At 64.3% G+C, this 24,331-nt stretch carries 29 protein-coding genes and 1 pseudogene; 18 read left to right on the plus strand and 12 right to left on the minus strand.

All coding sequences use genetic code 11. The features are described 5' to 3' along the window. Positions 1-625, plus strand: a 625-nt coding sequence (locus IVB32_RS16460; protein ID WP_247410753.1) for an MFS transporter, incomplete at its 5' end; no start/stop codon positions are given. 92 nt (positions 626-717) lie between these two features. Beyond that, on the plus strand, positions 718-1,107 hold the full coding sequence (locus IVB32_RS16465) for a hypothetical protein (RefSeq protein ID WP_026232937.1): 390 nt from the start codon (positions 718-720) through the stop codon (positions 1,105-1,107). 69 nt (positions 1,108-1,176) lie between these two features. On the opposite strand, the gene IVB32_RS16470 is transcribed toward IVB32_RS16465, so the two are convergent. Then, positions 1,177-2,517 carry an alpha/beta hydrolase gene (locus tag IVB32_RS16470; RefSeq protein WP_247371668.1) on the minus strand — a complete coding sequence of 447 codons (1,341 nt, stop codon included), beginning with the start codon at positions 2,515-2,517 and terminating at the stop codon, positions 1,177-1,179. A 329-nt stretch (positions 2,518-2,846) separates the two neighbouring features. Between IVB32_RS16470 and IVB32_RS16475 the strand changes: the two genes are divergently transcribed. Both IVB32_RS16475 and IVB32_RS16480 read left to right on the plus strand, forming a co-directional pair. After that, positions 2,847-4,214, plus strand: a complete 1,368-nt coding sequence (locus tag IVB32_RS16475) for an amino acid permease (protein ID WP_247371671.1) — start codon at positions 2,847-2,849, stop codon at positions 4,212-4,214. Positions 4,215-4,216: 2 nt separating this feature from the next. Next, positions 4,217-5,431 carry a hypothetical protein gene (locus IVB32_RS16480; RefSeq protein ID WP_247371675.1) on the plus strand — a complete coding sequence of 405 codons (1,215 nt, stop codon included), beginning with the start codon at positions 4,217-4,219 and terminating at the stop codon, positions 5,429-5,431. Here IVB32_RS16480 and IVB32_RS16485 read toward each other — a convergent pair whose 3' ends face one another. Together IVB32_RS16485 and yidD are read right to left on the minus strand one after the other, a co-directional pair. Continuing rightward, positions 5,432-5,644, minus strand: coding sequence for a hypothetical protein (locus tag IVB32_RS16485; protein ID WP_026232939.1), 213 nt, complete (start codon positions 5,642-5,644; stop codon positions 5,432-5,434). A gap of 91 nt (positions 5,645-5,735) precedes the next feature. Beyond that, complete coding sequence (yidD, locus tag IVB32_RS16490) at positions 5,736-6,074, minus strand: membrane protein insertion efficiency factor YidD (protein WP_247361984.1); 339 nt, start codon at positions 6,072-6,074, stop codon at positions 5,736-5,738. Between the two features lie 253 nt (positions 6,075-6,327). Between yidD and IVB32_RS16495 the strand changes: the two genes are divergently transcribed. Next, entirely contained in the window at positions 6,328-7,227 is a 900-nt protein-coding gene (locus tag IVB32_RS16495; protein ID WP_247361986.1) for a hypothetical protein, read from the plus strand. A gap of 57 nt (positions 7,228-7,284) precedes the next feature. On the opposite strand, the gene IVB32_RS16500 is transcribed toward IVB32_RS16495, so the two are convergent. Beyond that, on the minus strand, positions 7,285-7,740 hold the full coding sequence (locus tag IVB32_RS16500) for an iron-sulfur cluster assembly scaffold protein (RefSeq protein ID WP_007602629.1): 456 nt from the start codon (positions 7,738-7,740) through the stop codon (positions 7,285-7,287). A 230-nt stretch (positions 7,741-7,970) separates the two neighbouring features. On the opposite strand from IVB32_RS16500, the gene folE reads away from it, so the two are divergent. The 4 genes from folE to IVB32_RS16520 all read left to right on the plus strand — a co-directional run bounded on the left by folE (position 7,971) and on the right by IVB32_RS16520 (position 11,662). Continuing rightward, positions 7,971-8,663 carry a GTP cyclohydrolase I FolE gene (gene folE / locus IVB32_RS16505; RefSeq protein WP_007602630.1) on the plus strand — a complete coding sequence of 231 codons (693 nt, stop codon included), beginning with the start codon at positions 7,971-7,973 and terminating at the stop codon, positions 8,661-8,663. Positions 8,664-8,690: 27 nt separating this feature from the next. Then, positions 8,691-9,113 (plus strand): phosphoribosyl-AMP cyclohydrolase, encoded by a 423-nt coding sequence (hisI, locus tag IVB32_RS16510; protein WP_085351148.1) that lies wholly within the window; start codon positions 8,691-8,693, stop codon positions 9,111-9,113. A 131-nt stretch (positions 9,114-9,244) separates the two neighbouring features. After that, complete coding sequence (locus tag IVB32_RS16515) at positions 9,245-10,282, plus strand: lytic transglycosylase domain-containing protein (protein WP_247335680.1); 1,038 nt, start codon at positions 9,245-9,247, stop codon at positions 10,280-10,282. Positions 10,283-10,486: 204 nt separating this feature from the next. Next, a complete protein-coding gene (locus tag IVB32_RS16520; protein WP_247361988.1) occupies positions 10,487-11,662 on the plus strand; it encodes a DUF2336 domain-containing protein in 1,176 nt (391 codons plus the stop codon). Positions 11,663-11,786: 124 nt separating this feature from the next. Here IVB32_RS16520 and IVB32_RS16525 read toward each other — a convergent pair whose 3' ends face one another. From IVB32_RS16525 to IVB32_RS16535, 3 genes are all read right to left on the minus strand, one after another. After that, on the minus strand, positions 11,787-12,365 hold the full coding sequence (locus IVB32_RS16525) for an Hpt domain-containing protein (RefSeq protein WP_018455380.1): 579 nt from the start codon (positions 12,363-12,365) through the stop codon (positions 11,787-11,789). A 31-nt stretch (positions 12,366-12,396) separates the two neighbouring features. Next, positions 12,397-12,942 (minus strand): response regulator, encoded by a 546-nt coding sequence (locus IVB32_RS16530; RefSeq protein WP_007611745.1) that lies wholly within the window; start codon positions 12,940-12,942, stop codon positions 12,397-12,399. Positions 12,943-13,029: 87 nt separating this feature from the next. Beyond that, positions 13,030-13,809, minus strand: coding sequence for an NAD kinase (locus tag IVB32_RS16535; RefSeq protein WP_085351151.1), 780 nt, complete (start codon positions 13,807-13,809; stop codon positions 13,030-13,032). 255 nt (positions 13,810-14,064) lie between these two features. Between IVB32_RS16535 and IVB32_RS16540 the strand changes: the two genes are divergently transcribed. Continuing rightward, a complete protein-coding gene (locus tag IVB32_RS16540) occupies positions 14,065-15,630 on the plus strand; it encodes a peptidase S10 (protein WP_247371678.1) in 1,566 nt (521 codons plus the stop codon). Here IVB32_RS16540 and IVB32_RS16545 read toward each other — a convergent pair. Both IVB32_RS16545 and IVB32_RS16550 read right to left on the minus strand, forming a co-directional pair. Next, positions 15,617-17,005 (minus strand): serine hydrolase domain-containing protein, encoded by a 1,389-nt coding sequence (locus IVB32_RS16545; protein ID WP_247410758.1) that lies wholly within the window; start codon positions 17,003-17,005, stop codon positions 15,617-15,619. The two genes, IVB32_RS16540 and IVB32_RS16545, sit on opposite strands and share 14 nt — an antisense overlap. Before the next feature lie 115 nt (positions 17,006-17,120). Continuing rightward, complete coding sequence (locus IVB32_RS16550; RefSeq protein WP_085351154.1) at positions 17,121-17,663, minus strand: tetratricopeptide repeat protein; 543 nt, start codon at positions 17,661-17,663, stop codon at positions 17,121-17,123. Positions 17,664-17,905: 242 nt separating this feature from the next. Here IVB32_RS16550 and IVB32_RS16555 point away from each other — a divergent pair, with 242 nt between their 5' ends. From IVB32_RS16555 to IVB32_RS16570, 4 genes are all read left to right on the plus strand, one after another. After that, positions 17,906-18,265 (plus strand): hypothetical protein, encoded by a 360-nt coding sequence (locus IVB32_RS16555; protein ID WP_247371684.1) that lies wholly within the window; start codon positions 17,906-17,908, stop codon positions 18,263-18,265. Positions 18,266-18,647: 382 nt separating this feature from the next. After that, positions 18,648-19,043, plus strand: a complete 396-nt coding sequence (locus tag IVB32_RS16560; RefSeq protein ID WP_018455387.1) for a hypothetical protein — start codon at positions 18,648-18,650, stop codon at positions 19,041-19,043. Between the two features lie 286 nt (positions 19,044-19,329). After that, the gene (locus tag IVB32_RS16565) at positions 19,330-20,037 is read left to right on the plus strand and encodes an outer membrane protein (RefSeq protein WP_085384994.1); all 708 of its coding nucleotides are present in this window, start codon (positions 19,330-19,332) and stop codon (positions 20,035-20,037) included. A gap of 253 nt (positions 20,038-20,290) precedes the next feature. Beyond that, positions 20,291-20,533 (plus strand): hypothetical protein, encoded by a 243-nt coding sequence (locus tag IVB32_RS16570; RefSeq protein ID WP_018455389.1) that lies wholly within the window; start codon positions 20,291-20,293, stop codon positions 20,531-20,533. Between the two features lie 39 nt (positions 20,534-20,572). Here IVB32_RS16570 and IVB32_RS16575 read toward each other — a convergent pair whose 3' ends face one another. Both IVB32_RS16575 and IVB32_RS16580 read right to left on the minus strand, forming a co-directional pair. Then, complete coding sequence (locus IVB32_RS16575) at positions 20,573-20,827, minus strand: hypothetical protein (RefSeq protein WP_018455390.1); 255 nt, start codon at positions 20,825-20,827, stop codon at positions 20,573-20,575. A gap of 304 nt (positions 20,828-21,131) precedes the next feature. Next, entirely contained in the window at positions 21,132-21,506 is a 375-nt protein-coding gene (locus tag IVB32_RS16580) for a hypothetical protein (RefSeq protein WP_247371686.1), read from the minus strand. A gap of 102 nt (positions 21,507-21,608) precedes the next feature. Between IVB32_RS16580 and IVB32_RS16585 the strand changes: the two genes are divergently transcribed. Continuing rightward, positions 21,609-21,773: a hypothetical protein gene (locus IVB32_RS16585; protein WP_247299724.1), complete on the plus strand. Its 165-nt coding sequence runs from the start codon at positions 21,609-21,611 to the stop codon at positions 21,771-21,773. A 3-nt stretch (positions 21,774-21,776) separates the two neighbouring features. On the opposite strand, the gene IVB32_RS43035 is transcribed toward IVB32_RS16585, so the two are convergent. Further along, on the minus strand, positions 21,777-22,169 hold the full coding sequence (locus IVB32_RS43035; RefSeq protein ID WP_345946271.1) for a hypothetical protein: 393 nt from the start codon (positions 22,167-22,169) through the stop codon (positions 21,777-21,779). Here IVB32_RS43035 and IVB32_RS16595 point away from each other — a divergent pair. The 3 genes and pseudogenes from IVB32_RS16595 to IVB32_RS16605 form a co-directional block, all read left to right on the plus strand. Next, positions 22,071-22,292 (plus strand): annotated as a pseudogene (locus IVB32_RS16595) (methyl-accepting chemotaxis protein); the annotation flags it as partial. The gene IVB32_RS43035 and the pseudogene IVB32_RS16595 sit on opposite strands and share 99 nt — an antisense overlap. Before the next feature lie 306 nt (positions 22,293-22,598). Further along, the gene (locus IVB32_RS16600) at positions 22,599-23,318 is read left to right on the plus strand and encodes a class I SAM-dependent methyltransferase (RefSeq protein WP_247371690.1); all 720 of its coding nucleotides are present in this window, start codon (positions 22,599-22,601) and stop codon (positions 23,316-23,318) included. Between the two features lie 67 nt (positions 23,319-23,385). Further along, positions 23,386-24,099: a class I SAM-dependent methyltransferase gene (locus tag IVB32_RS16605; RefSeq protein ID WP_247371694.1), complete on the plus strand. Its 714-nt coding sequence runs from the start codon at positions 23,386-23,388 to the stop codon at positions 24,097-24,099. Positions 24,100-24,331 lie beyond the last annotated feature (232 nt).

Here is a 24,331-nt window from a genome sequence, read left to right on the forward strand (position 1 = left end):
GCTGCCGGGGGGCTTGAAGGGGACGCCGGTGGATCTGAAGACCTGGAGCGCGGTCCGTCGCAACAGAACGATCCGGCTTCTGCTTGCGATCACGATGTTGCAGATGTCGGGGCAGTTCGTGGTGTTCACCTTCATGGGGCCGCTGCTCAACAAGCTGACCGGCGCAGGGCCCGATGCGATCGGCCTGGTGTTCGCTCTCTATGGCGTCTGCGGCTTCCTCGGCGTTGTCATCGCGACCCGCATCGTCGACACCTCGGGACCCTATCGCACCTCGCTGCTGTTCACCTGCCTGCTGCTTGCAGGAATCACGGGCTGGGCACTCGGCGCCGGCACGCTCGCGTTGATGGCGGGTGCGGTCGCGATCTGGGGCCTCGGTTTTGCCTCGACCAATTCGATGCAGCAGGTGCGGCTGGTCTCGGCCGCACCGTCGCTGGCATCGGCGACCGTCGCACTCAACACCTCCGTCCTTTATATCGGCCAGGCGGTCGGCTCTGCCGTCGGCGGACTGCTGTTCGCCCGCGAGCTCCTGCATACGCTCGGCTTCGTCGCAGTCGGTTTCGTGGTGGTGGCGCTGATCCTGGTCGTCCTGACCCGGCCCCGGCCGGCAACAGCCGCCCCGGCCTGAACGGAAGCGTGCCTGTGTGCGCAAGGTGCTTGGCAAACCGCGCGCCGGGAGGCTAGAAGGCCGGTCATGGGGACCAAAGAGGGTTGACTGAGATGAGGATGATTCTGGCGGTTGCCGCGGTGCTCTATTCAGCTTCCGCTTTCGCGCAAGCCGACAAGCCACCAATGATCGGAGACAAGCCGTTGGTGCAGGTCAAGCCCAAAGGGACCAAGGCGGGCACCAAGGAGGCTGCGGCCAAGCCGGCTGCCGCGCCGAAGGGCAAGCCACAATCCATCGCGGCGCGGCTGCAGGCTTGCCTGGACCTCGATGACGGCACCAAGGACCGGCTCAATTGCTACGACGCCGTGATCCCGCCGACGCCAAAGCCGAAGCCGGCCAAGGCCAAGGGCTACGCCGATTGCCGTTTCTTCAAGGAAGAGGACGAGCGGCTGGCCTGCTTCAACGGCTTTGCCGAAAGCATTCCGAAGCTGCCAAAGACCTGAGGCAGATCAGGGCCTGCGACAGTTACAGGCCCACCTAGCCAAAATACCGACGGCGGCAATATCGCGGGCTTACCGGCTCGACGGGGATGGATTGGTGGAGGCCACGCGCGTGAGCGCGAGTGATGGCGTCGCCGACATCTTCACGAGGACGTCCTTGAGCGGGTCCCGCGTCCACGCTCGCGTCACATAGTCACGATGCGTGATGCCGTCCCCGGTTTCGACGAACACCACGCTGCCCGGACGCAAGGGGCCGTCCATGTCTTCGGAGACGGTTATGCCTTTCTGCCGCAGCGTGCTCATCAGTTCGCGGTCGCGCCGTGCGGTGTAGCGGGTGTAGGAGCTGACGAAGAAGCCGGAGCGGTGGCTCTCGATCCATGAGGCGAACTTGTCCATCTCGCCATAGACGGCGTCGAGCAACACGACGCCGCGGACACGGTCACTGATGCCACCAACCTCGAGGCTCCAGGCCGTCGGCAGGAAGCCGCCGCTGTAGCCGACGATCACGATCGGCATGTTGGCGAAGGCGCGGGCGCTGTTGGGATCGCCGGTGAGGCGGGCGAGATGGTTCGCCGACTCGTCGATGAAGCGCTTGAGGCCGCCAGTCTGCCAGAATTTTCCTGCGCTGGAATCGGCGGCATCGACCGCCATCTGCGGTGCGAGCAGGATGGCGTTGGCGCCGGAATCAGTGATCTGTTGCGGCACCAGCTGGCGGTCGCGCACGTCGCGCTCCAGCGTCGCGCCATTGCCGTGGAAGAACACCACGATCACGCCTGGCTTCCGCACGTCGAAATGTTCGGGCACGTGCATCAGGACGCGGTTATCGTTGTAAGTCTCGTCCTGCCAGAACACGCGCCCGGAATAGCTGCGGTGGCCGCGGCGGTCGCCCTTGGAGATGTTGAGGAATGGCGCGTCGGAGGCAGGGTTGTTGCCGAAATAGGGGAAGGCTGACGATTTCATGCTGACGAGCGTCGTCAGGTCCTCGCGTGGCGGACGCTGGTAGGGGGCCTGCGGCGCGAGCGAAGCAACCTTGTAAGGCGCCTGCTCCGGCTGCGGCTGCACGGCGCGCTTGGGTGAGAAGTCCGACATCTGCCGTTGCAGAAAACCCTCGCTCGCGGATGGGAAGCGCTCCCTGAACTGGGGGGCCGGGAAGCGATCCTCGAACGTGTCGCTGCTTGCGAGCTGGTTTGTCTTCGCGACGACCTGGACGTTGGCTGGGACGTTGCCTTGGGCATTGGCCTGCGAGTTCGCCGCGAGTGCTGCCGGATTGGGTGCCTTGCCGCATTGAACCAGCGTCAGCGACAACGGCACCAAGGCTGAGATCAGAGCGGTCCGAAGCGCACGACCGCGTGCGCCGGACGTGGTCCGGTCGGCGCGGATGTCAGCTCTCGGTTTCGGAACGGCCCCGACCATTCACCCGTGACCCCAAGTCATGACCACAAGTCCATCGGCAATCGTTAAGGCAATTGAGCCGATGGGCGTTAGGCGACGTTAAGTGTCCGGAGAAACTTCCCCACATCCGGAACGCTCAAAGGGACCACGCAATCGTGTCGTGATTGTGGGGGAGGGAGACGGGATGTCCCGGTGCTTACGATGCTTTATCGCCCGGATAGTTGCTTTGACGGTGCTGAAGTACCGATCTGGCCCCGCCTCATTTAACCCTTGTTAACCCTGCTTGAATTGACTGGACCGAGCTGCACGATGCTTCCCACGAGGCGTGACGCCTGAGGTTGAGGACGGCGATGACGGCATCAGATGCGGGTACTGCACCCTGGACCGGCCGGCTGACCGGAAGCGGGTCGGGGGTCTCCGTTCTGGTCGCAACCGCCATCGTCGTGGCCGACATGATCGGGGTCGGCGTCTTCACCAGCCTCGGCTTCCAGGTCAAGGACATTCCCTCGGGCTTCTCGATCCTCTTGCTTTGGACGGTCGGCGGCATCGTCGCGCTGTGCGGGGTGTTCTCCTACAGCGAGCTCGGCGCGATGTTTCCGCGCTCGAGCGGCGAATACAATTTCCTCGGCCGTGCCTATCATCCCGCCTTCGGCTTTCTCGCCGGCTGGGTGTCGGCGACGGTTGGCTTTGCAGCGCCCGTCGCGCTCGCTGCGATGGCCTTCGGCGAATACGCCAAATCGGTCGTGCCCGGTGTGCCGCCGATCCCGCTTGCCATCGGCGTGGTGTGGCTGGTCTCGCTCGTGCAACTGACCGGAGTCAGGCACTCCTCGACCTTCCAGTTGATCTCGACCATCCTGAAGGTCGTGCTGATCGTTGCCTTCCTGGTTGCCGGCTTCATCGTCGGCGAGCCGCAGGCGATCGCCTTCACGCCGCAGGCGGGCGATCTCGCGCATATCGTCAGCGCGCCTTTCGCGATCGGGCTCGTATTCGTGATGTATTCGTTCTCGGGCTGGAATGCCGCGACCTACATCATCGGCGAGATGAACATGCCGCAGCGGGACCTGCCGCGCGCGCTGCTCGCGGGCACGCTGATCGTGCTCGTGCTGTACGTGGCGCTGAATGCGGTGTTTCTGCATTCCACGCCGGTGGGCGCGCTCGCGGGACAGCTCGACGTTGCCAGCGTTGCCGGCAGCGCGATCTTCGGCAATCTCGGCGGCCGGATCGTCGGCGCGATGATCTGTTTCGGCCTGATCTCCTCGATCAGCGCGATGATGTGGATCGGCCCGCGCGTGATGATGACGATGGGGGAGGATATTCCGGCGCTGCGCGTGTTCTCGCGGAGATCGGTGCGCGGCGCGCCGGCCTATGCCATCCTGTTTCAGCTCGCCGTCGCCAATTTGCTGCTGTTCACGCGCAGCTTCGAGGCCGTGCTCGACTTCATCCAGTTCGCGCTGCTGTTCTGCTCGTTCTTCACGGTCGCCGGCGTCATCAAGCTGCGCATCACGGATCCCGATTTGCCGCGGCCCTATCGTGCCTGGGGATACCCGTTCACGCCGCTCGTGTTCCTGCTCGTGACCGCGTTGATGATGTACTATTTATTGACTGAGCGGCCGGTGCAATCGCTATCGGGGATGCTCGTCATGGTCTCGGGCCTGTTGATTTATGCTGTTTTCCGCAGGCGGCCGGTCGCCGCTGGCACGTCACACAATCGCGAATAGACATGTTTCGACCCATGAGAATTGCGGCCGTGGCTCTCGCCTTGCTGGCTGCGGCCGTCTCGTCCGCACGTGCTGCCGAGGCAACCTTCGACGACACCGCGCGCTTCCTCGCGGGCATGCAGCCTTCGGCGGATTCGCCGCTGGTGCCGCTCACAAAGGACTCGGGTTGGCAACGCCACGCGAGATTCTTCGACAGTGCCTTCGCCCAGCTCGAGGAGCGCCAGCTCGCGAAGATCCGCAACTGGGCCGACGTCAATTTGGCGGCGCCCAGGCCGACCATGTTTTATTGGTTCAGCGGCCCCGACTTCCTCTACGCCAACGCCTTCTATCCCAAGGCCAGCACTTACGTGCTTGGCGCGCTGGAGCCGGTCGGTGCAGTGGCTGACCTGACGCGATTGCCGCGCAGTTCGGTCGGCGCCGCGCTCTATAATGTCGAGCGCTCGCTCGGCTCGATCCTGAGTTTTTCCTTCTTCATCACCAAGCAAATGAAGGTCGACCTGCACACCAACCAGGTCAACGGCACCTTGCCGATCCTCTACGTCTTCCTCGTCCGCTCCGGCAAGATCATCCGCAATGTCGAGATGGTCGCACTCGACGACAAGGGCGGCGTGCATGTCGGCAACGACAATCCAGGACCGAACGCGACGCGCGGCGCCCGCATCACCTTTGCGGGCCCCGACGGCGAGGCGCGCACGCTGTATTATTTCTCGACCGATCTCTCCAATTCAGGTGCACGCGCGGCAGGATTCCTGAAGTTCTGCGAGACGCTCGGACCCGGCAACAGCCTGATCAAGAGTGCGTCCTATCTGCTGCACTCCGGCAATTTCACCGTGGCGCGCGACTGGTTGCTCGCCAACAGCGCGACCATCGTCCAGGACGATTCCGGCATTCCGCTTTCGAGCTACAATTCGCGGCAATGGCGGTTCTTCCCGTTCGGCCGCTATCTCGGACCGATCGGCGAATTTCCCGGCCGCTACCAGGAACGCTACGCCGCGCTGTTCACGCGCGCCCAGCCGATCGATTTCGGCGTCGGCTACCGCTGGCGGATGCACGAGTCGAACTTGCTGCTGGCGGTGAAGGTGCCGGGAAGCGAGACGGCGCCGGGGGCGGAGACCACCTCGTCCGCCGAGCCGTCGCCGAAACCGCTGCGTCCGAAGCGGCCACGTCCGCCTGAGCCGGTCCCGCCGCCACCCGGACGCTTTTTCTGGTCCCGCTAATTACCAGTGCACGCTCTGGCTCGGCACGATGAACGCCGTTGTGCTAGGCGGCGTGGCAAGACTCGTCTCCAGATACCAGCCGGAACCGACCACGAGCAGCAGCAGGGCGATGATGGCGAGCATGTCGAGGGTTCTGGGATCGTGGCCTCGCGAACCACCCCGGGAATCCGGTCCAAGTCTGACGTGAAAATGAGGGCTGATTTTCCAGCGCATTGTTGTTTCCTCCCGCGGGAGCATCACAGCAACGCGAGGAGAGAGTTTCGGTTCCACTCAAGGTAGCGACACCTGAGGCGCCGCATCATGCTCAGGATGCGTTGACGCCGCGCCAGCGGCCGTAGCGCCAGGGCAAGTACCAGCGCGCGCCCTGTGGTGCGGTGAGGGGCACGTTGTCGATGCCCGAGGTGCCGAAAGGGTTGCAACGGAGCAGGCGCGCGAGCGTCATCCAGCCGCCGGCCCACAGCCCGAACCGTTCGATTGCCTCGTCGCCATAGGTGGAGCAGGTCGGCAGGTGCCGGCAATTGTAGCCAACCAGCGGCGAGAGCGTGTGGCGGTAGAGCCAGATCAGCGCGCGGCCGAATCTGCGTGGAAGCCGGAGCGCGCCCGCGACGGGATTGGAACAGTGCTCGCAGGCTGATTGCTTCATGGGCGCTTTGCTGAGATCGTGGGCGAGGTGTTGCGCGGTTCCAGTGCAGGGAACTGTAAGCTGTTGTTTGTACGTCATATTTTGCGTGCTTTTTGGGAGCAGTGCAGCAAATGCCTATGGACGAGCTGTATTCCCCCGGATACCATTTTTGTGACGTCCATGTGAGACTCATTGGAATGTCAGAATGGGGCTTGGCTGAGTCGGCTCGCCGTAAGGCTTGGGCTAAGGCTTGGGACTTGGGGAAGGGACCAGTTTGAAACTTCTGAAGGCGCTCAATCTTCGCGGCTGGTTGCTGGTAGGAATCGCCGCTTGTGGAGTCGTGCTGGCTGGTGCCGTCGCGATGCTCGGGTCGTCTGCCCGGGCCGGTGCTGCCCTCGAAGAGCGCAAGCTGCCGATGAAGTTCAATTGGGTCGCCTGCGAGCCGAATTGCCGCGGTTGGGTCAGTGCAGTCGGCATCATCACCGCCGATACGCCCCGGGACTTCGAAGAGTTTTCCCGCGGGCGCCAGCTCGGCGGCGCCACCGTGGTGCTGGATTCCAGCGGGGGTTCCGTCAACGACGCGATCACGCTCGGCCGGCGCTTCCGCAATCTCGGACTTCTGACCACGGTCGGCATTAGCGTTCAGAACCGCGGCGGGCAGTCGGCCCGTCCTGCAGTCGCGCCGGAGGCCTATTGCGAATCCATGTGCGTGTTCCTGCTGTTGGCCGGCAAGAAGCGCTACGTGCCGGACGCGGCCCATGTCCGGGTTCATCAGATCTGGATGGGCGATCGCGCCGACGATGCCAAGGCGGCGAGCTACAGCGCGCAGGACCTAATGATCGTGGAGCGCGACATCGGCCGGCTTGCCAAATACACGTTCGACATGGGCGGTGCCGGCGATCTGCTGTCGCTCGCGCTTAGCGTCCCGCCCTGGGAAGATTTGCACCAGCTCGATGCAGGCGAGCTCAAGCTCACCAATCTCGTGACGACGGATCTCGTGGCCGATGTGCTGCCGCATGTCGACATCTCCGCGCCGGCAATGGCGGAGCTTGCACCAAAGACCCAGGCGAGGTTCGGTGCGGAACCGGAGCAGGCTGCGAAGTCGACCAAGACGGCGGAAGCCCTGGTGCCGACGGGCGGCGTGGCCACGCCGGTTGCGGCGTCGCAGAAGTAGCCTCGAATCTCTGATCTATTTCCGGGCCCTGCGACGAGCCCGGGATCAGCCTCCGAATCAGCCTTGCGCCGCAGCCGGCTGCTTCGCCTTCGCTTCGATCTGGCCGATGGCATCGACCACGGCATCGAAGGTCAGGAGTGTCGAGGCGTGGCGCGCCTTGTAGTCGCGGACCGGCTCGAGGAACTTGATCTCTTCCCATTTGCCTTCAGGAGGCGCGCCGTTCTCCTTCAGCATCTTGCGAACAGTTTCGCGTAACTCACGGAGTTCGCTCGCAGTCGATCCGACGATCTGACTTGCCATGATGGAGGAAGAAGCTTGTCCCAGCGCGCAGGCCTTCACGTCATGGGCGAAGTCAGTGACCTTCTCGCCCTCCATCTTGAGGTCGACCTTGACGGTCGAGCCGCACAGCTTGGAATGGGCGGTGGCGGTGGCATCGGGATCCGGCAACCGCCCGAGCCGCGGAATATTCCCGGCCAGTTCGATGATCCGCTTGTTATAAATGTCGTTCAGCATGTGATGGAGTCCAGCAGGACCGGCCTTGGCGTGCGCCGTCCACGGCCTTATATAGGATCGGAACTGGCGGAAAAACAGTCCAGCGCTGCGGCAGTGGTGTGATCCAGAACCCTGCTGCCGGCGTTACGGCTTGCAGACTTTTCGCAGAAACTGTTCGCTCAGGCGTCCGGCGGTTCGCCGCCCCGTCTGCCGGTGACACTCCGGCCGCAAGGCCGTCGAACGGAGTCGACATGGACGCTACCATCAAATCCATCCGCCCCAACAAGCCCTCCGATCGGCAGCCCGAGAGCCGTCCGGCGGAGCTTGATCCTTCCGAATTCCTCGCCGCCGCCGTCCGCGCCGACCAGCCGCGCCCGGCGCGCGCCGAGGCCGAGCAGGCGGTGAAGACACTGCTCGCCTATATCGGCGAGAATACCAACCGCGAGGGACTGCTCGACACGCCGCGCCGCGTGGTCGAGGCTTTCGACGAACTCTATCAGGGCTACCACCAGTGTCCGGCCGAGGTGCTCGATCGCACCTTCGGCGAGACCGCCGGCTATGACGACTTCGTCCTTGTGCGTGACATCGAGTTCACCTCGCAATGCGAGCATCACATGATGCCGTTCTACGGCAAGGCGCACATCGCCTATACGCCGGTGGAACGCGTGGTCGGCCTGTCGAAGCTTGCGCGCCTCACCGACATCTTCGCCCGCCGGCTCCAGACCCAGGAGCACATGACCGCGCAGATCGCGGCGGCGATCGACGAGATCCTCAAGCCGCGCGGCGTTGCCGTGCTGATCGAGGCCGAGCATACCTGCATGTCGGTGCGCGGCGTCGCCAAGCATGGTGCCTCCACCTTCACCAGCCGCTTCACCGGCATGTTCCGCGACAATCCGGCGGAACAGGCTCGTTTTCTGTCCCTGGTGCGAGGCCTGCAGCGCTGACCTCGCGAATAGACCGGCGAGGGCGTTGTGTCCGCTCACTCCCATGAAACCGAGGAAGGTCTCGCCTTCCTTCCGAGATTCGATGCGGCCGGGCTCGTCACGGTCGTCGCGACCGAATTTGCCACCGGCGACGTGCTGATGGTCGCGCACATGAATGACGAGGCGCTGCGCAAGACCATCGCGACCGGCGAAGCCTGGTACTTCAGCCGCTCGCGCAATGCCTTGTGGCGAAAAGGTGAGACCTCAGGTCAGACCCAGCGCGTGCTCGAGATCCGCACCGATTGCGATCAGGATGCGGTCTGGCTGCGCGTCGAGCAGATCGGCGCTGCGTGTCACACCGGCCGCCGGTCCTGCTTCTACCGCAAGGTCGAGGCCGAAGACGGCGGCGCCAGGCTCGTCTTTGTCGATGCGGACAGGCTGTTCGATCCGGACGCGGTGTACAAGAAGTAGTCCTGCCGTCATGCGGAGGGCGGCGCTGGCGGCCCGAATTTACCCCGCATTAACCATATCTGTCCCACGGTGAGACGACAGGGCGTCGAATTGCCGGCGCGCCTCAACGCCATGCGGGCGGGCACTTCATCATGTCGGTCGACAATTCCAGTGTCTCACAGGCGGCGGTCCTTGATCCGTCGCGGGCACGCGTCGCCAGTGCGATCAAGCAGGCCTCGAACGTAGGTGGCGTCAGCTTCCAGTACATGCTGACCACCGCCAAGATGGAATCGGATTTCGATCCCACGGCGGGGGCGACTACGTCATCCGCGCACGGGCTCTACCAGTTCATCGACCAGACCTGGCTTGGCACGGTGAAGGAAGCGGGCACCCAGCTCGGCTATGGCAACTATTCGGACGCCATCACCAGGACGTCGTCGGGCACCTACACCGTCGATGATCCCGCGATGAAGCGGTCGATCATGAAGCTGCGCGACGATCCGGAGGCCGCCTCCAGCATGGCGGCTGCGCTGACGCAGTCGAACAGCTTCAAGCTCACCGGCCTGCTCGGCCGCAGGCCGTCCGACAGCGAACTCTACATGGCGCATTTCATGGGCGTCGGCGGCGCCGCGAAACTGATCGCCAATGCCGAGGACAATCCGCAAGCGGTTGGCGCGCGGTTGTTTCCTAACGCGGCGTCCGCCAATCGCTCGATCTTCTACGCCAAGGACGGCCGCGCGCGCAGCATCTCCGAGGTCTATTCCGTGCTGGATGCACGCTACGCCGGCGCGGCAAATTCGAAAACCACCCGCAGCGCGATGGCGATGTATGGCGGCACGCCGTCGACCACGCAGGTCGCGAGCGCCAACGGCGTACAGCCTGCCGCGCCGCTGATCGACAATGCCGCGTATCTCCAGACCTTTCCGAACACACGCGCGGTGATGCCGGTCAGCGCGACAGCGCCAACGACGATCGCGGACAATGCGCCAATCACGCCGGTGTTTCGCTCGATCTATCAGCCCGGCGACACCACCCAGCCGGTCTCGACGACCGTGCAGAAATTGTGGGGCAACAATGCCTCGCTCACCTCGGTCGCACCCGCGACCTCGGTCCCATCGGCAACGCCCGACGTCCGGCCGCCCCAGCCGCTTGATCTCTTCAGCGATCGCAGCGGCACGTTCTCAAGCTAATACGCACTCCCGTATCTCGGACACGTCGCAGCGTGAACGCTGCTGCGCAGCGCCAGACGTGAACCGGCCGCCTTTGTTCCCTTAACAAAACGTCAATAAAACCAGCCAGTTATGGTGAACGCTTTGTTAAGCGTCGTGGTTTATTTTGTGTTGCAGGTGACAAGCCGTCACCGCTTCGTCTTCGTTGCGTAAGCCGGAAGCACCATGATCGTTCGGCAGTTCATCAATTGGATCAGGACGGCGCCCGCCGGCGAGCGGGCCGAGGCGACGCGGGCACTGGCCCGGGCCTGGTTGATCTCAGACCTTTCCCATGACGACCGTATTGCCGCTGAAGGCGCGCTTCTGATGCTGCTCGACGATCCCTCGCCGCTGGTGCGGCAGGCGATGGCCGAGGCGTTCGCGCGCAGTACCGAAGCGCCGGCGTCGATCGTGCGGGCGCTGTCGGCGGACCAGCCGACCGTCGCGCTGCCCGTGCTCGAACATTCTCCGCTGCTGATCGACGCCGATCTCGTCGACATCGTCGCGACCGGCAACGACGAGGTGCAGTGCGCGGTCGCGCGCCGCATCGCGCTGCCGGTATCGGTCTGCGCCGCCATTGCCGAAGTCGGCTGCGCGGCGGCAGCGCTCGAGCTGATCGAAAATCCTCATGCAGAGCTTGCGCCGTTCTCCTGGGATCGCATCGTCGAGCGTCACGGCCATCTTGCCGCGATCCGCGAGGCGATGCTGGTGCTGGAGGATCTGCCGTCTGCCACGCGCGCCGCGCTGGTGGCCAAACTCTCAGAGACGCTGGCTCAATTCGTCGTGGCCCGGAACTGGCTGAGTGCCGACCGCGCCGAGCGCATCGCGACCGAGGCGCGCGACCGCTCCACCATGAACATTGCGGCGCGCTCCCGCGGCGAAGACATGGAAGGGCTTGTTCGGCACCTGCGCATCACCGGCCAGCTCACCGCGGGTCTCATTCTGCGCGCGCTGCTGTCGAACAATCTCGACCTGTTCGATGCGGCGCTGGCTGAGCTCGCCGAGCTGCCGCTGGCGCGCGTGTCCGCGCTGCTGCACGATCGCGGCGGCAACAGCCTGCACGCGCTGCTCCGCCGCGCCGGGCTTCCCGAGGCGACGTTTGCAGCCTTCCAGGTCGCGCTCGATGCCTGCCACGAGCAGGGCTTCGTCGACAGCGACGACAATGCAGCGAGGCTGCGCCGCCGCATGGTCGAGCGCGTACTCACTCATTGCGAGACCGACCGCGGCGCGACCGAGCCGCTGATGGTCCTGTTGCGCCGCTTCGCCACCGAATCCGCGCGCGAAGAGGCAAGGCTGTTCTGCGACGAGCTGGTCGCGGAGGAGACGGTTGATCCGGTGTATGACGATCTGATTGCTGCGTAACGAGACGCTGTAGGGCGGGGCAAAGGCGCATTGCGCCGTGCCCACCGTCTCTCCGCACAATTCATGTCGATTGGTGGGCAACGCTTCGCTTTGCCCACCCTACAACACCTCGCGAACGGCGACGCTACCCCGCCGGCGCGATGCTCGGTGCCAGGATCACCTCGAGATGCTCGGGGCGATCGCGGTTGGCGTCGGCGAGATAGTCGTCGGCGACCTTGCGCAGGCGCCGGCTGAGTTCGGCGGAGACGCTGATGCTGTCGAGCTTGGTGTTCTCGTGCACGATGGCAAGGATGGCGTTGATGTGGTGCGTGAACAGCTCGGCCGGTACCTTTTCGAGATCGGGCGCGTGTTCGATGACGCGGCACAGGCTCTCGGCTACGCCCGCCGCCGCCGGATAGCCGAAAGTCGCGGCATCGCCCTTGATGTCGTGCGCGGCGCGAAACAACTCGTCGCGCCTGTCCTTGCTGAAGCCGTCGTGCCGGATGGCGACGTAGGCGGCCGACAGCCGGTTGATCTCGGTCGCCATCCAGTCCTTGAACTCGCCAGCAAGGCCCGCGAGCGCCTGTTCGGCGCGGCCGATCGGATCGTCCATGTCTTTGTCTTCGACGCGGCGCAGGACCGACCGCAGCGGGTTGGGCTGCGTGATGATTTGATGCGTGGCGAAGGCCGTGATCTCGATGTCTCTTGCGCTGTTCTTCGCCATGATATCGGCCTCGATCGTGAGAGACGTTGCGCTAGATGGAGGAGCGGGCCTTGTCGAGCAGCGAGGGCTGCTGCAGCACCTCGTGCTTTTCACCGACGCGGCGCTCGGGGCCCATATAGGCTGAGTTGATGTTGCGGCGGCGGTCCGGGCCGAAATAGGTCTTGGTCTTGATGAAGGGGCGGGGACTGGCGACCACGTTGAGGATGCGCTGGTAGAGCCCCTTGGCCGAGATCGGCTTGGCCAGGAATTCGGTGACGCCGGCATCGCGCGCCACCGTGACGCGGCGCTTCTCGGAATGACCGGTCAGCATGATGATCGGCGCGTAGGGATTGCCCTTGGATTCCGGCTGCCGGATCATCTGCGCCAGCTCGAGCCCGTCGAAGATCGGCATCGCCCAGTCGGTGATGACGATGTCTGGCACGTAATGGCTGTACATTTCCAGCGCCGTGGCCCCGTCCTCGGCCTCGTAGACTTCACGCGCGCCAAACGAATGCAGCAGCGTCCGCAGGATGCGGCGCATGTGCGGATTGTCGTCGCAGACGAGGAAACGCAGCTTGTTGAAATCGATGCGGAACATGGAGCCCGGGCCGAAGTGGTCAACTTTCGTTAACCATATCTCGCCGGGGGTTAATGAAGGGTTGCGATCGGCAGTCCGGCGGGCGGCTCAGGAGCCGAACTGTTCGCGCAGAATGCGCTCTTCCAGGCTATGACCGGGGTCGAACAGCATGCGCATCGAGATGGTCTTGTCGGAGAGCACCTCGACGCGGCGAACATCGCGCACCTCGTCGTGGTCGGCGACCGCCGCCACGGGGCGCTTGTCGCCCTCCAGCACCTCAATCACGACATAAGCCGTGTTCGGCAGCAGCGCGCCGCGCCAGCGCCGTGGGCGGAAGGCGCTGATCGGCGTCAGCGCCAGCAGCGCGGCATTGATCGGCAGGATCGGTCCCTGGGCGGACAGATTGTAGGCGGTCGAGCCAGCCGGCGTTGCCACCATGATGCCGTCGGCGATCAGCTCGGACATGCGCTCGCGCTCGTCGATCAGGATCCGCAGGCGCGCGGCCTGGTAGGTCTGCCGGAAAAGGGCGACCTCGTTGATGGCGTGATGCAGGTGGACGCGGTCGTTGGCGTCGGTCGCGCGCATCAGGAGGGGGTGGATTTCTGATTCCTGCGCCGCCTCGAGGCGGGCTCGAAGATCGACCGTCGAGTACTCGTTCATCAGGAAGCCGACGGTGCCGCGGTGCATGCCGTAGATCGGCTTGCCCGTATGCATGTGCTGATGCAGCGTCTGGAGCATGAGCCCGTCGCCGCCGAGTGCGACCACGATGTCGGCGTCCTTCGGATCGCAATTGCCGAAGTCCCTGGTGAGCTGGCCGAAGGCGGCTTGCGCCTCGCTGCTCGGGCTGGCGACGAAGGCGATCCGGTCGTATCGCGCTGGCTTGGTCATGGTTTCCGGGCAGGGCCGCTGGCTCGAGAAAGTTCCGCCGGGCTCGTCTAACGATCTCGACCCCGATTGTCGAGGATGACCACCCTTCACAGCAGTCCGGCAACTGCCCATTCCGATTTGAGGATGAAACCGGGTCGATTTGTGCCCCACCGGGCTCTTCAGGCGCCGCCGGAGCCATGATCCCCCAAACCGTCGCAATTCCGCGCTAGCCTTGCGGTCCGCACCGGTGGTCGTCGCCGGGCAGGGAGAACGACCATGAATATGAATATGCCGGTGCTCCGCCGTGCGACCCTGGTGCTGGCGGTATCGGCATTCGCGCTCGCAGGATTGGCGCGCGCCGACGATCCGCCGCAGCCGCGCGCCGAGGCGGCAGCGCCAGCCGGACAGAAGGGCGGGCGCGGCGGCGCACAAAGCGCGTCGCAGAATGCATCGCCATCCGCCGAGCCGCACCGTCTTCCGTCGGATTCGACCACGAAGCAGACACTCGATCTTCCCGGCCGCAGCCTCAATTTCGCAGCGACCGCTGGTTCGATCCGCGTGTTCGACGGCAAGGGTGAGCCGGTGGCCGACATCGCCTATACATCCTATGAGCTCGACGGCGCAGACCGTGCGACGCGCCCGGTGACCTTCCTGTTCAACGGCGGGCCCGGTGCGTCGTCGGCATGGCTCCAGTTCGGCGCGGCCGGGCCGTGGCGGCTGCCGCTCGATGGCGAAGCGCTGTCGCCGTCCGCCTCGCCCGAGGTGAAGCCGAACGCGGAGACCTGGCTCGATTTCACCGATCTCGTCTTCATCGACCCCGTCAGCACCGGCTACAGCCGCTTCGTCGCGAGCAGCGATGACGCGCGCAAATCGTTCTACTCCGTCGACGGCGATGTCAATTCGATCGCGTTGGTGATCCGCCGCTGGCTCGAGAAGCACGACCGGCTGACCTCGCCGAAATACGTCGCCGGCGAAAGCTATGGCGGCATTCGCGGGCCGAAGGTGGTGCGCCAGTTGCAGCTCCAGCACGGCGTCGGCGTCAGGGGATTGATCCTGGTGTCGCCGCTCCTGGACTTCCGCGAATTCACCGGCACCAGCCTCCTGCAATATGTCGCGACGCTGCCGAGCTATGTGGCGGTGGCGCGCGAGGCGAAAGGCCCGGTCAAGCGCGCCGATCTCGCCGACGTCGAGGCCTACGCGCGCGGCGAATTCCTGGCCGACCTCGTCAAGGGCGAGGCGGACAAGGAGGCGACCAATCGTCTTGCCGACAAGGTCGCCGAGCTCACCGGCGTCGACCAGGCGGTGAGCCGTCGGCTTGCCGGCCGCTTCGACGTCGGCGAATTCCGCCGCGAATTCGACCGCAAGAACGGCAAGGTGACGGGGCGCTACGATGGCTCGGTGCGCGGCTTCGATCCCTATCCGGATTCGAGCAGCTCGCGGTTCGGTGATCCCTCCGGCGATGCGCTGCAGGCGCCGCTGACGAGTGCGGCGGTTGACCTGTTGACACACAAGCTCAACTGGCGGCCCGACGGCTCCTACGAGGTGTTGAACGGCGCCGTCGAAGGCCACTGGGATTTCGGCCGCGGCATCAACCCGCCGCAGTCGGTCTCCGAGCTGCGCCAGATCCTCGCCACCGATGCGAAGCTGAACGTGCTGGTCGCGCACGGCCTGTTCGATCTCGCCACCCCCTATTTCGGATCGAAGCGGGTGCTCGACCAGTTGCCGGCCTTCGCAACGCAGCGGGTCAAGTTCGTGGTCTATCCCGGCGGCCACATGTTCTATTCGCGCGACGGCTCGCGGCAGGCTCTTCGGAGCGAAGTCGAGACTCTCATTCGGGAGTAGGCCGTCGCGTGCGCGGCTTGTATCTTCGTCCGATCTCACGCGCCACGACGGCCGCAGGCTTGATGTTGGCGCCCGCGATCCAGACGTCACTGACCTTGCCGCGCTTGTCGCGGACGCGGCGGACCGGCTCGCCGTGGCTGGAGTAGCCGGCGGCCCAGGCGAGCTTGCCGGTGTCGCGGCCGGTGACCTCGATCTCGGCGGCGTCCATGAACGGGTTGTTGAACTGGGGATTGGCGACCAGCACGCGGTTGCCGACCGGCACGAGGTCGTTCGCGCCCCAGATCGTCCACCAACGGCCGGTCCAGTCGCGCACGCGGCGGTCGGGTGCACCACGGGACTGGAAGACGCGCAGGATCTGCATCGCGCCGTCCATCCAGAACGGGGCCGCGCCGTCGATGGAGTTGCTGAGGATGCTGATCGCGAGCTCGCAAGCGGGGATGGAGCAGGTCCTGGAGATGTAACCTTGAAAGCCGCCGCCATGGCCCAACCAATCCCAGCCGTCGGTTTTGCCGGCGTTGACGCCGAGGCCGTAATAGGCCTCGAAGCTTTGCGGCACGCGCCAATGGTTTCGCGTCATCTCGCGGCGGCTTGCGACCGATAGCACGCTCTTTTTCGCATTAGGCGCGAGCTGCGCGTAGAAGCGGGCGGTATCGGCGGCGGTCGCGATGAAGCCGGCGGCGGAGGCCATCGCGTGCGCGGGATTGTCGCCGGGGATCACGCATCGCTCTCCGTACGGCAGCTTGCGAGTGTGGCCGCGCGCGAACGACGCGCCCTTGGGAAGCGGCGCGTCCGGCTCGGTCTCGCGCAGGCCCGCAGGTTCGATGATCTCGCGCTTGATCCAGACCGGGTAGGGCTCCTTCGTCACGGCCTCGATGACGAGACCGATCAGCCCAAAGCCGTGATTGGAATATTTGAAGCGTGTGCCCGGCTCGATTGCGGTCGGCCGCTTCAATTCCGCGAGCAGCTCGCTCGCGTCGAGATAGGGACGGCTGTCGATGAACTGGCCGGAATCGGCGCCGTCGCGCGTCAGTCCCGCGCTGTGCGAGAGCACTTGCGCAATCGTCGTTTCGGCGACGCGCGGATGCAGGCCGGCGACATGTTGGCCGATGGAATCGTCGAGCCGGAGCTTGCGCTGCTCGCGCAGCTTCATGATGCCGGCCGAGGTAAAGCTCTTCGAGTGCGAGGCGATGCGGAAGCGGTGGCGCGGGGTGAGCTTCTCGCCGGTGTCGAGATTGGCGAGGCCGAACGCATGCTCGGCAACCACCTCGCCGCGATGGACGAAGGCGACCATGACGCCCGGCTGGTGGATTGTGGTGTGCTGGAATTCGATCCAGGAGCCGATGTAGTCGATCGCGGATCGCAGCCACTTGTCCATTGCGCACCGATTTACCAGGAGAGTGTTTGATGCGAGAGGCTAACCGAGAACGCAGAACGGGCACAACCCTGAGGTTGTGCCCGTTCGTCCCATTCGGAGATGCGATGTTCTGTTCTTAATAGACCAGCGTCGCTCCGGTCGGCTTGTCGAGCGCGGCGGCGAGCGAGCGATATTCGGAGCTGTCGGTGCCGGCGAGCGAGGCGAGCTTGTTCAGGTGATACTGCGCCTGCTCGCGGTTGCCCTGCTCGAGCTGCCAGAGGCCATAATACTGCCAGGTGCGGACGTGGTTCGGATCGTCCTTCAGCGCGAGCTCGTAATAGACCTTCGACGACTGGTAGTCGCCGAGCTTGCGATAGGAGTAGCCGATCAGATTGGCGACGTCGGCGACGTCGTCGCGCTTGAGCGACTTCAGCTGGCCGATCGCGCCGGTGTAGTCGTGATTGTCATAGATCGTGGTGTAGGCGGTGCGATAGGCAGCAAGGAATTTCGGATCGCTGACCGAGGAGCTCTTCTTCTTGCCCTTCTTGGTCGAGGTGTCGGATTTCGGTGGCGAGGAGGGCTCATCGCTGCCGGCGGCATAGGCGCTGGTCAGCACCGGCGCCGCTGCCAACGACACGGCGACAAGTCCCGGCACAAGAAGCATTGAGAGTTTGCGCATATAAGTTCTCCGGTATGGAACGTGGCGATCCTACACGATTGCCCAAAGACCGGAACACCCATCAGGCAAAAACATTCCCGGCATCCTGGCCTAGCGCGGATGACAAACTTGTCATCCAGATGAACGGGAGCCTGCTGTGGGCTTCAGATTGGGTTCAGTGCGAGCCTCCTAGGCTCCAACCTACGATCAAAGGGTTGGCGAGAGGGCGCCCGCCTCAAGATCCTTCCAAGAGGAGACCAACCATGTTGAAGACCATTTCCGCAGCCTTGCTCGCAGCCTCCGTGATCGCAGCCCCGGCCTTCGCAGCCGAGACCACCACGACCACGCCGGTGATCAAGGCAGACCAGAGCCAGACCAAGGTGTCGACCACCGCCGCGAAACCCGATGCCGGCCTCAAGGCCAACGCCAAGGCTTCGGACGTCAAGGCCGATGCCAAGGTGGACACCAAGTCGAAGGCGATGAACGCCAACGCCGCCGTCACACCGGACGAGCACAAGACCGTGCGCAAGCATCGCCACCACCACAAGCATCTGTCAGCGAAGAAGTCGCTGAAGACGCAGCCGGACGTGACCAAGCCGGCGACGATGGAGAAGCGCAGCTAACGACTGAGCCTGCGCGGCGGCGTCCTAGCATTGCCCCGGCCGCCGCGTGAGGAATTCAGGCCCGGCCCGTTCGTCACGCCTTGCGCGAAAGCTCGAGGTGCTGGCGGCGGGCCGGTATGACCATGCTGAAGCCCGCGAGCAACGTCCCAGATTTGGCGGCCGCAAACAAAACCTCGAAAACAACCCCATGCACAGTAGCGGGTCGTAGATAAATCAATGGTTCGGCGTATTTGCGGATTTTACGAATCCGTTTGACTCGTCGGGCAAAACACCTGTAGACATGCATCATTGCAACCTTGGGGCTGGAACGTCTCCGAGACTGATCGAGCGGAGAGCGTAAGCGGTGCGGCGACTAGCGGAACGCGCAGTGAGCTTGGCGTTGATGCTGGCACTGCCGCTGGCGCTCACGGGATGTTTCGGCAGCGATGGTGACCGTCCAACCCTGATGGAGGGGACCCAGGCCGGAGGTCCACAACCGTTCCCGGATAATTTCCGTGGCGACACGCTGGCCTTGATGCGCAGCTATCTGAACAATCCCGTCGGCGTGCGTGACGCCAGCATGGCCGAGCCGGCGCAGCGCGAGGTCGGAGGCCGCCAGTTCTACGTCAGTTGCCTGCACTTCACCCCACGCGAGACCGACGGCACCTACAAGGCCATGAGGGAGCGCGCCGTGATCTTCGTCAACGGCCGGGCGGACCGCGTCGTCGATCGCGCCAGCGAGCTGTGCGCGGGCGCAGTTTACGTACCCTTTCCGGAACTTGAAAAGATGACGCGGTAGCGCAAAGCCCACCTTCATCGCTTGGTGATAGACAAAGCCCGCCGGAGCTGCCGGATCACATTTCGGGGAGCTTTGAACGGGGTGGTTTCGCGTTGCGACTAATCGTTACGGAATGTTTTGTTTCCGACGGAAAAAACCGTCGGCACGCGCCTGTCGGACGGAACAAAATCGCGCTGTTGCCGCTCCGTCACAGTAACGAACGATCAACGTTCCGGCATCGCCTCGAAGCAACCCAATTCACGCCACGTTGTTTCCTGAGTGTCGAATTGAAAGAACGGGGATAATCATGAAGAGGATTTTGCTGGGCGCCGTTGCCCTGCTTGCGCTGGCTGCGCCGGCTGCCGCAGCCGACATGCAGGCGCGCACCTACACCAAGGCTCCGGCCTACACGCCGCCGCAGGTGATCTACAACTGGACCGGCTTCTACATCGGTGGCCATGTCGGCGGCGCCTTTGCCGGCGACAGCAGCTTCCAGTCGAGCGACGCGCGCTTCCTCGGCGGTGTTCAGGGCGGCTTCGACTACCAGTTCGCGCCCAATTGGGTCATGGGTGTCGAGGCCCAGTATTCCTGGCTGCCGACCAACAACGGCGGCGCTACGTTCCCGCTGGGCACGCAGGTGACCTCCAATACCGACCAGCTCGGCTCGGTGACCGGTCGCATCGGCTACACCTGGGGACCGGCGCTGCTTTACGCCAAGGGCGGTTATGCCTGGCGCAATGGCGGTCTTGGCGTCAATGTCGCCGGCGTCCCGCAGCCCTTCACCGCCACCGGCAACAGCAAGGACGGCTATACCGTTGGCGCTGGCCTCGAATACATGTTCGCGCCGAACTGGTCGGCCAAGGCCGAGTACCAATATTACAACTTCGGCAACACGACGATCACCTCGGGTCCGGCTGACGTCGTCGGCGTCCGCGGCCGGGAGGACGAGCATACCGTCAAGGTCGGCGTGAATTACCGCTTCGGCTGGGGCGGTCCGGCAGCCTCGCGCTACTGACGCGCCACCAGCGACCCACGACCTGACAAAGGCCGGCTCTCGCCGGCCTTTCGTTTGCCCAGCCCTCGTTCGCAAGTCCTTTGTTTGCATCGCGTCAACCATCTGGCGCGTCATTTGCAGGCAAACGTTCTGGCGGGCGCTTTCTCACGCGCGTCATGGAGCTCGGGTAAAGCAAAAATAATTTTTGCAGCTTACGGAACTCGCGCGCCGGAACGCGTTATATGACAATTACCGGGCTGGTGGGACGACGGACATGCGTATCTTGGTGTCGGCTGTGGTGCTCTCGTGCTTCGTCAGTTTGCCGTGCGCTGCCCAAACAATCCTCAAATCCGAGCCTCTGATGCTGGCACCCTACGAGGTGGCCTTCGTCAAGGACGCCTCGTGCTCCTCCGGTAAGGTGCTGAAGGTCACCGGCGCGATCCGTGGGCTGCATCGCCGGAAGGCCTGCGTGGCTCTGGCGGGCGAGCAGGCGTCACTGGCCACCGCGACCCCCTAAGCTTTTCCTGAGCTCTGGCTTCCCAGCTTCGATTCCTCTTTAGGAATTCAGCTCAAGCTCCATCCTCGCTTGGCGATCAGCCTCGGCCTTGTTCCGGGCCGGGTCCTCGCCCTGTGCGGCCCGGCAAGGCTTGATCTCGTAATCGTTGTCGAGCACCCGGCGTGGCCCGGGACGGTTGTCATCCGCGGTTACGTCCACGACGAGGCCACTTCGCTGCGCGAGCCTCCAGACGTCGGACTCGTCAGGATAGGCCTTGCTGATCTGGGCATCGTTGCAGAACAGGGCGTAGGGCATTGTTCCCGCTCCTGGAAAGCGCATTAACGAATTTGACGGGGTAGGGGTTCCGCTCGCCGGTCGATCACGCGGCCGTGATCAGGGCCGCCGGGTCCTGAGTCCTTAACGAGTCCTGAATCCCGAAAAAAAGAATCCACGGGACTCATTTGGCGGAATCAGCGGATGTTTTCGGTCATGACGACGGACCTGAAAACCTCTTGCGGGCACATGCTGCTGCCCCTCACGCTGGCCCTGTTCGGCGCCTGCGCGGCCAATCTCTGGCTGGTGTGGTCTTGGCTTTAGGCCAGCGACGGGAGATCCGGCTTTACTTGTCAGCCGGTGGACGGGAGGAGGGCTCGCGGATGGCGGCCCGCAGTCTGGTCAGGGTGGCCGCGCAATATTCCTCGCGCTCGCGCTCGAACCGCTCCTGATGCTTGCGGAAATTGGCGATGCGGGCCTGTATTTCGGTGCGGACGTCGTGGCTCGCCACCCGGGACGGCGGGAGAGGTAACGGCAGCGGCGGAGCGGCCTTAAGTGACTCGGTCCCGATGATGGTGTTGACGGGGGCGATCTGCACCGACGCGGCCACTGTCGCCATCGGGATCTCCGGTGGATGCAAGTCATCCTTTTTGCCGGTTACCGATTGGACGAAAGCCATTGTCTGCGCGATCAGCGCGTCGCGTTCCGCGATCCACTTCATGGTGCACCCCTGTTGGCGCCATTCCAGCAAAGCTGGCCGGCCGAATCAAGAAGGTGTTGGGTGGGGGATTGCATATTTTTCCCGGCCGCCCGACAGTGGGGAATGGATGCCAAAGCAGACCATTCAGCCGAAGCCGAGGGCTTGAGGCTCGTCCGCGCGTTCCTATCGCTGCCGCCCGACAAACGGGCGGAGGTGATCGCGTTCGCTGAGGAGTTGGCCCGCGCCAAACGCCGTCCGGAGGAGGGCGCCGACGTCTCGCCGGCGTGAGCGCTAGCGCTCCCGCGGATTGAGGTTGGGCTCGAACGGCGCCCCGACCACCCGAACCGGCGTCGGCGTGGCCCCGTCTATTGCTACCGTTTCAGCCCGCTGCTTTGCCGGAGCCGGCCAGGCAGCCTGTTCGAACAGCGCAACAGCCCCGGCCAACGCGCTACAGCACAGCGTCACCGTGGCCAGCAGAAACATGTTTCGATTTTCTTCCCTGATCCGCATGGGTCGACAACGGCCGACGCCCTTGACCGGTTCCGTCTGACCATGCCCGGATCGCTCCCCAAACTGCCGGCGGGACGCGATCAGGACATGGCCAGGGCAAATCTTCAAAGACAAATCTTCAGAACCACGGATCGAGGTCGCCTCACGGCAGCGCAGATCGAGGTTGGGAAGCAAGCCGCCCATCAGCGCAAGCGCGACATGGTCAACCTTGCCGACGGCTTTGAGCGCGCAGCCGGCGAGATCAAGACGGTGGGCGCGGCGCCCACCGAGCTTGAAGCGTCGTCCTCGACGCTGGCCAAGTGTTTTCCACGGCCAAGATGCTGGCGAGCGACAGCAACCGGCTGGGTGGCACAAACTCCGGCGGCACGGCGCCCCGGCAAGCAGCTGATTTATTGCGGCAGCAAGAGGGACATCGCGATCGCGAACAGGAAGCCCGTTGCGACGATCGCCGCGACAGCACCCGCGGTGATCTTGGCGATCTCTCGGCTGGTATAGGGAGGCATGGGATGCGCATGCTACCTCATGTTGAACTCTGATCCAATCTGTGGTCAGTAGCCGCGCCCGAAATGCGTGCGGCCAACGTCCATTCCCGAAGGTCGATCCATGAACGAGGATATCAGCGACGGCTGGACCGCGTCCGCGGCTGCTTGGATCGTCGAGCAGGGTGAAGACGGCGACTATGGTCGCCGCTTCGTGCTGGACGCGCCGATGCGAGCGCGGATCGAAGGGCGCGGCTTCCGCAATGCGCTCGACGTTGGCTGCGGCGAGGGGCGCTTCTGTCGCATCATGCAGCGCGCCGGCATCCGCACCACCGGCATCGACCCGACCGAAGCGCTGCTCGCGCGTGCCATGAAATTGGACCCGCAGGGCGACTACCGGCTTGGCCGAGCTGAAACAATGAAGATCGAAGCGCCATTTGATCTGGTCGTCAGCTATCTCAGCCTAGTCGACATGCCCCATCTCGGTGCGGCGATCGGGAAGATCGTGGCAGCGCTGCGGCCGGGCGGTACGCTGCTGATTGCCAATCTGACCAGCTTCAACACCGCGGGTCCGCCCGACGGCTGGACGCGTGACGGCGACGGCGCCTTGCGCTTCAACATCGATCATTACATGGAGGAGCGGCCGACTTGGGTGACTTGGCGCGGCATCCGAATTCTGAACTGGCATCGTCCGCTCAGCACCTACATGACGCTGCTACTCGATCAGGGGCTCCTGTTGCGCCTTTTCGTCGAGCCGCAGCCCAGCGGCGGCGACCCCGACAGGAATGCCTTTCATCGCCGGGTGCCTTACTTCCACATCATGGAGTGGCAGAAACCGGTTTGAGGATGGGATGAGATTCGGATGGAACGCATGACCACAGTGTTCACAACGTAGTCTTAAGGTCCGGACGATGATCTCCAAGCGCCCACCCGTGCTCGCCCATGAGCGGTTCACCGCCGACCGCGAGAATTTTGTCGGCCTCGATCTGGCCGCGCGGTTCGAGCGCATCGAGAAGACCAACCTGTGGGGGGCGGCCAGTTCGGTGTCGGGCCTCGGCTCGGAGAATCCCGCGACCGCAGCAATCCGCGAGGAGCTTCCTGCACTCCTGCAACGGCTCGGCGCGCACTCGCTGCTCGATGCGCCCTGCGGCGACGCGGGCTGGATCGGCCGCCTGAAGCGGCATCTCGACTACACCGGAATCGACATCGTGCCGTCGCTGATCGCGGCCAATCGCAAGCGCGTGGCTGGCGGTGAGTTGTCAGGCCGGTTTCTCGTTGCCGACATCACACGCGATGCACTGCCGCGTGCCGACGTGGTTCTGTGCCGGGACTGCCTGGTCCATTTGAGTTTCGACCACATCGTCCGCGCCGTCGCGAACTTTCGCGCCAGCGGTGCGCGTTTCCTGCTGGTCACGACGTTTCCCGAATGGGACGACAATTGCGATTGCGAGGACGGCGACTGGCGGGCGCTGAACATGGAGAAGGCGCCGTTCGACTGGCCGGCACCGCGCGAGCTGATCAACGAGCGTTGCGAAGAGGGCGATGGCGGCTGGCGCGACAAGAGCCTCGGGCTGTGGCGGCTCGATGAACTGCCCGATCGTGTCCTCACTGCCCGGGGGATATGACGGACGCGGGTGGAACGTCCGTTGCGTGAGTAATTCCCCTCGCGCTATACTTTGGGTTGCATGATGCCGTCTCGCATTGCGGTGACGATGTTGGAGCACGCCATGAGACCGAGTGTTGTCGCCGTCGCCATGCTGGTCTGGTGCTGCGCGCCCGCGTTGGCGCAGCAGGACGGCGCTGCGCTCTACGCAAGCCACTGCGCGCAATGTCACGATGGCGGTGATGGCCAGAGCC

This window comes from Bradyrhizobium sp. 23 (assembly GCF_023073295.1).
Taxonomy (GTDB): Bacteria; Pseudomonadota; Alphaproteobacteria; order Rhizobiales; family Xanthobacteraceae; genus Bradyrhizobium; species Bradyrhizobium canariense_D.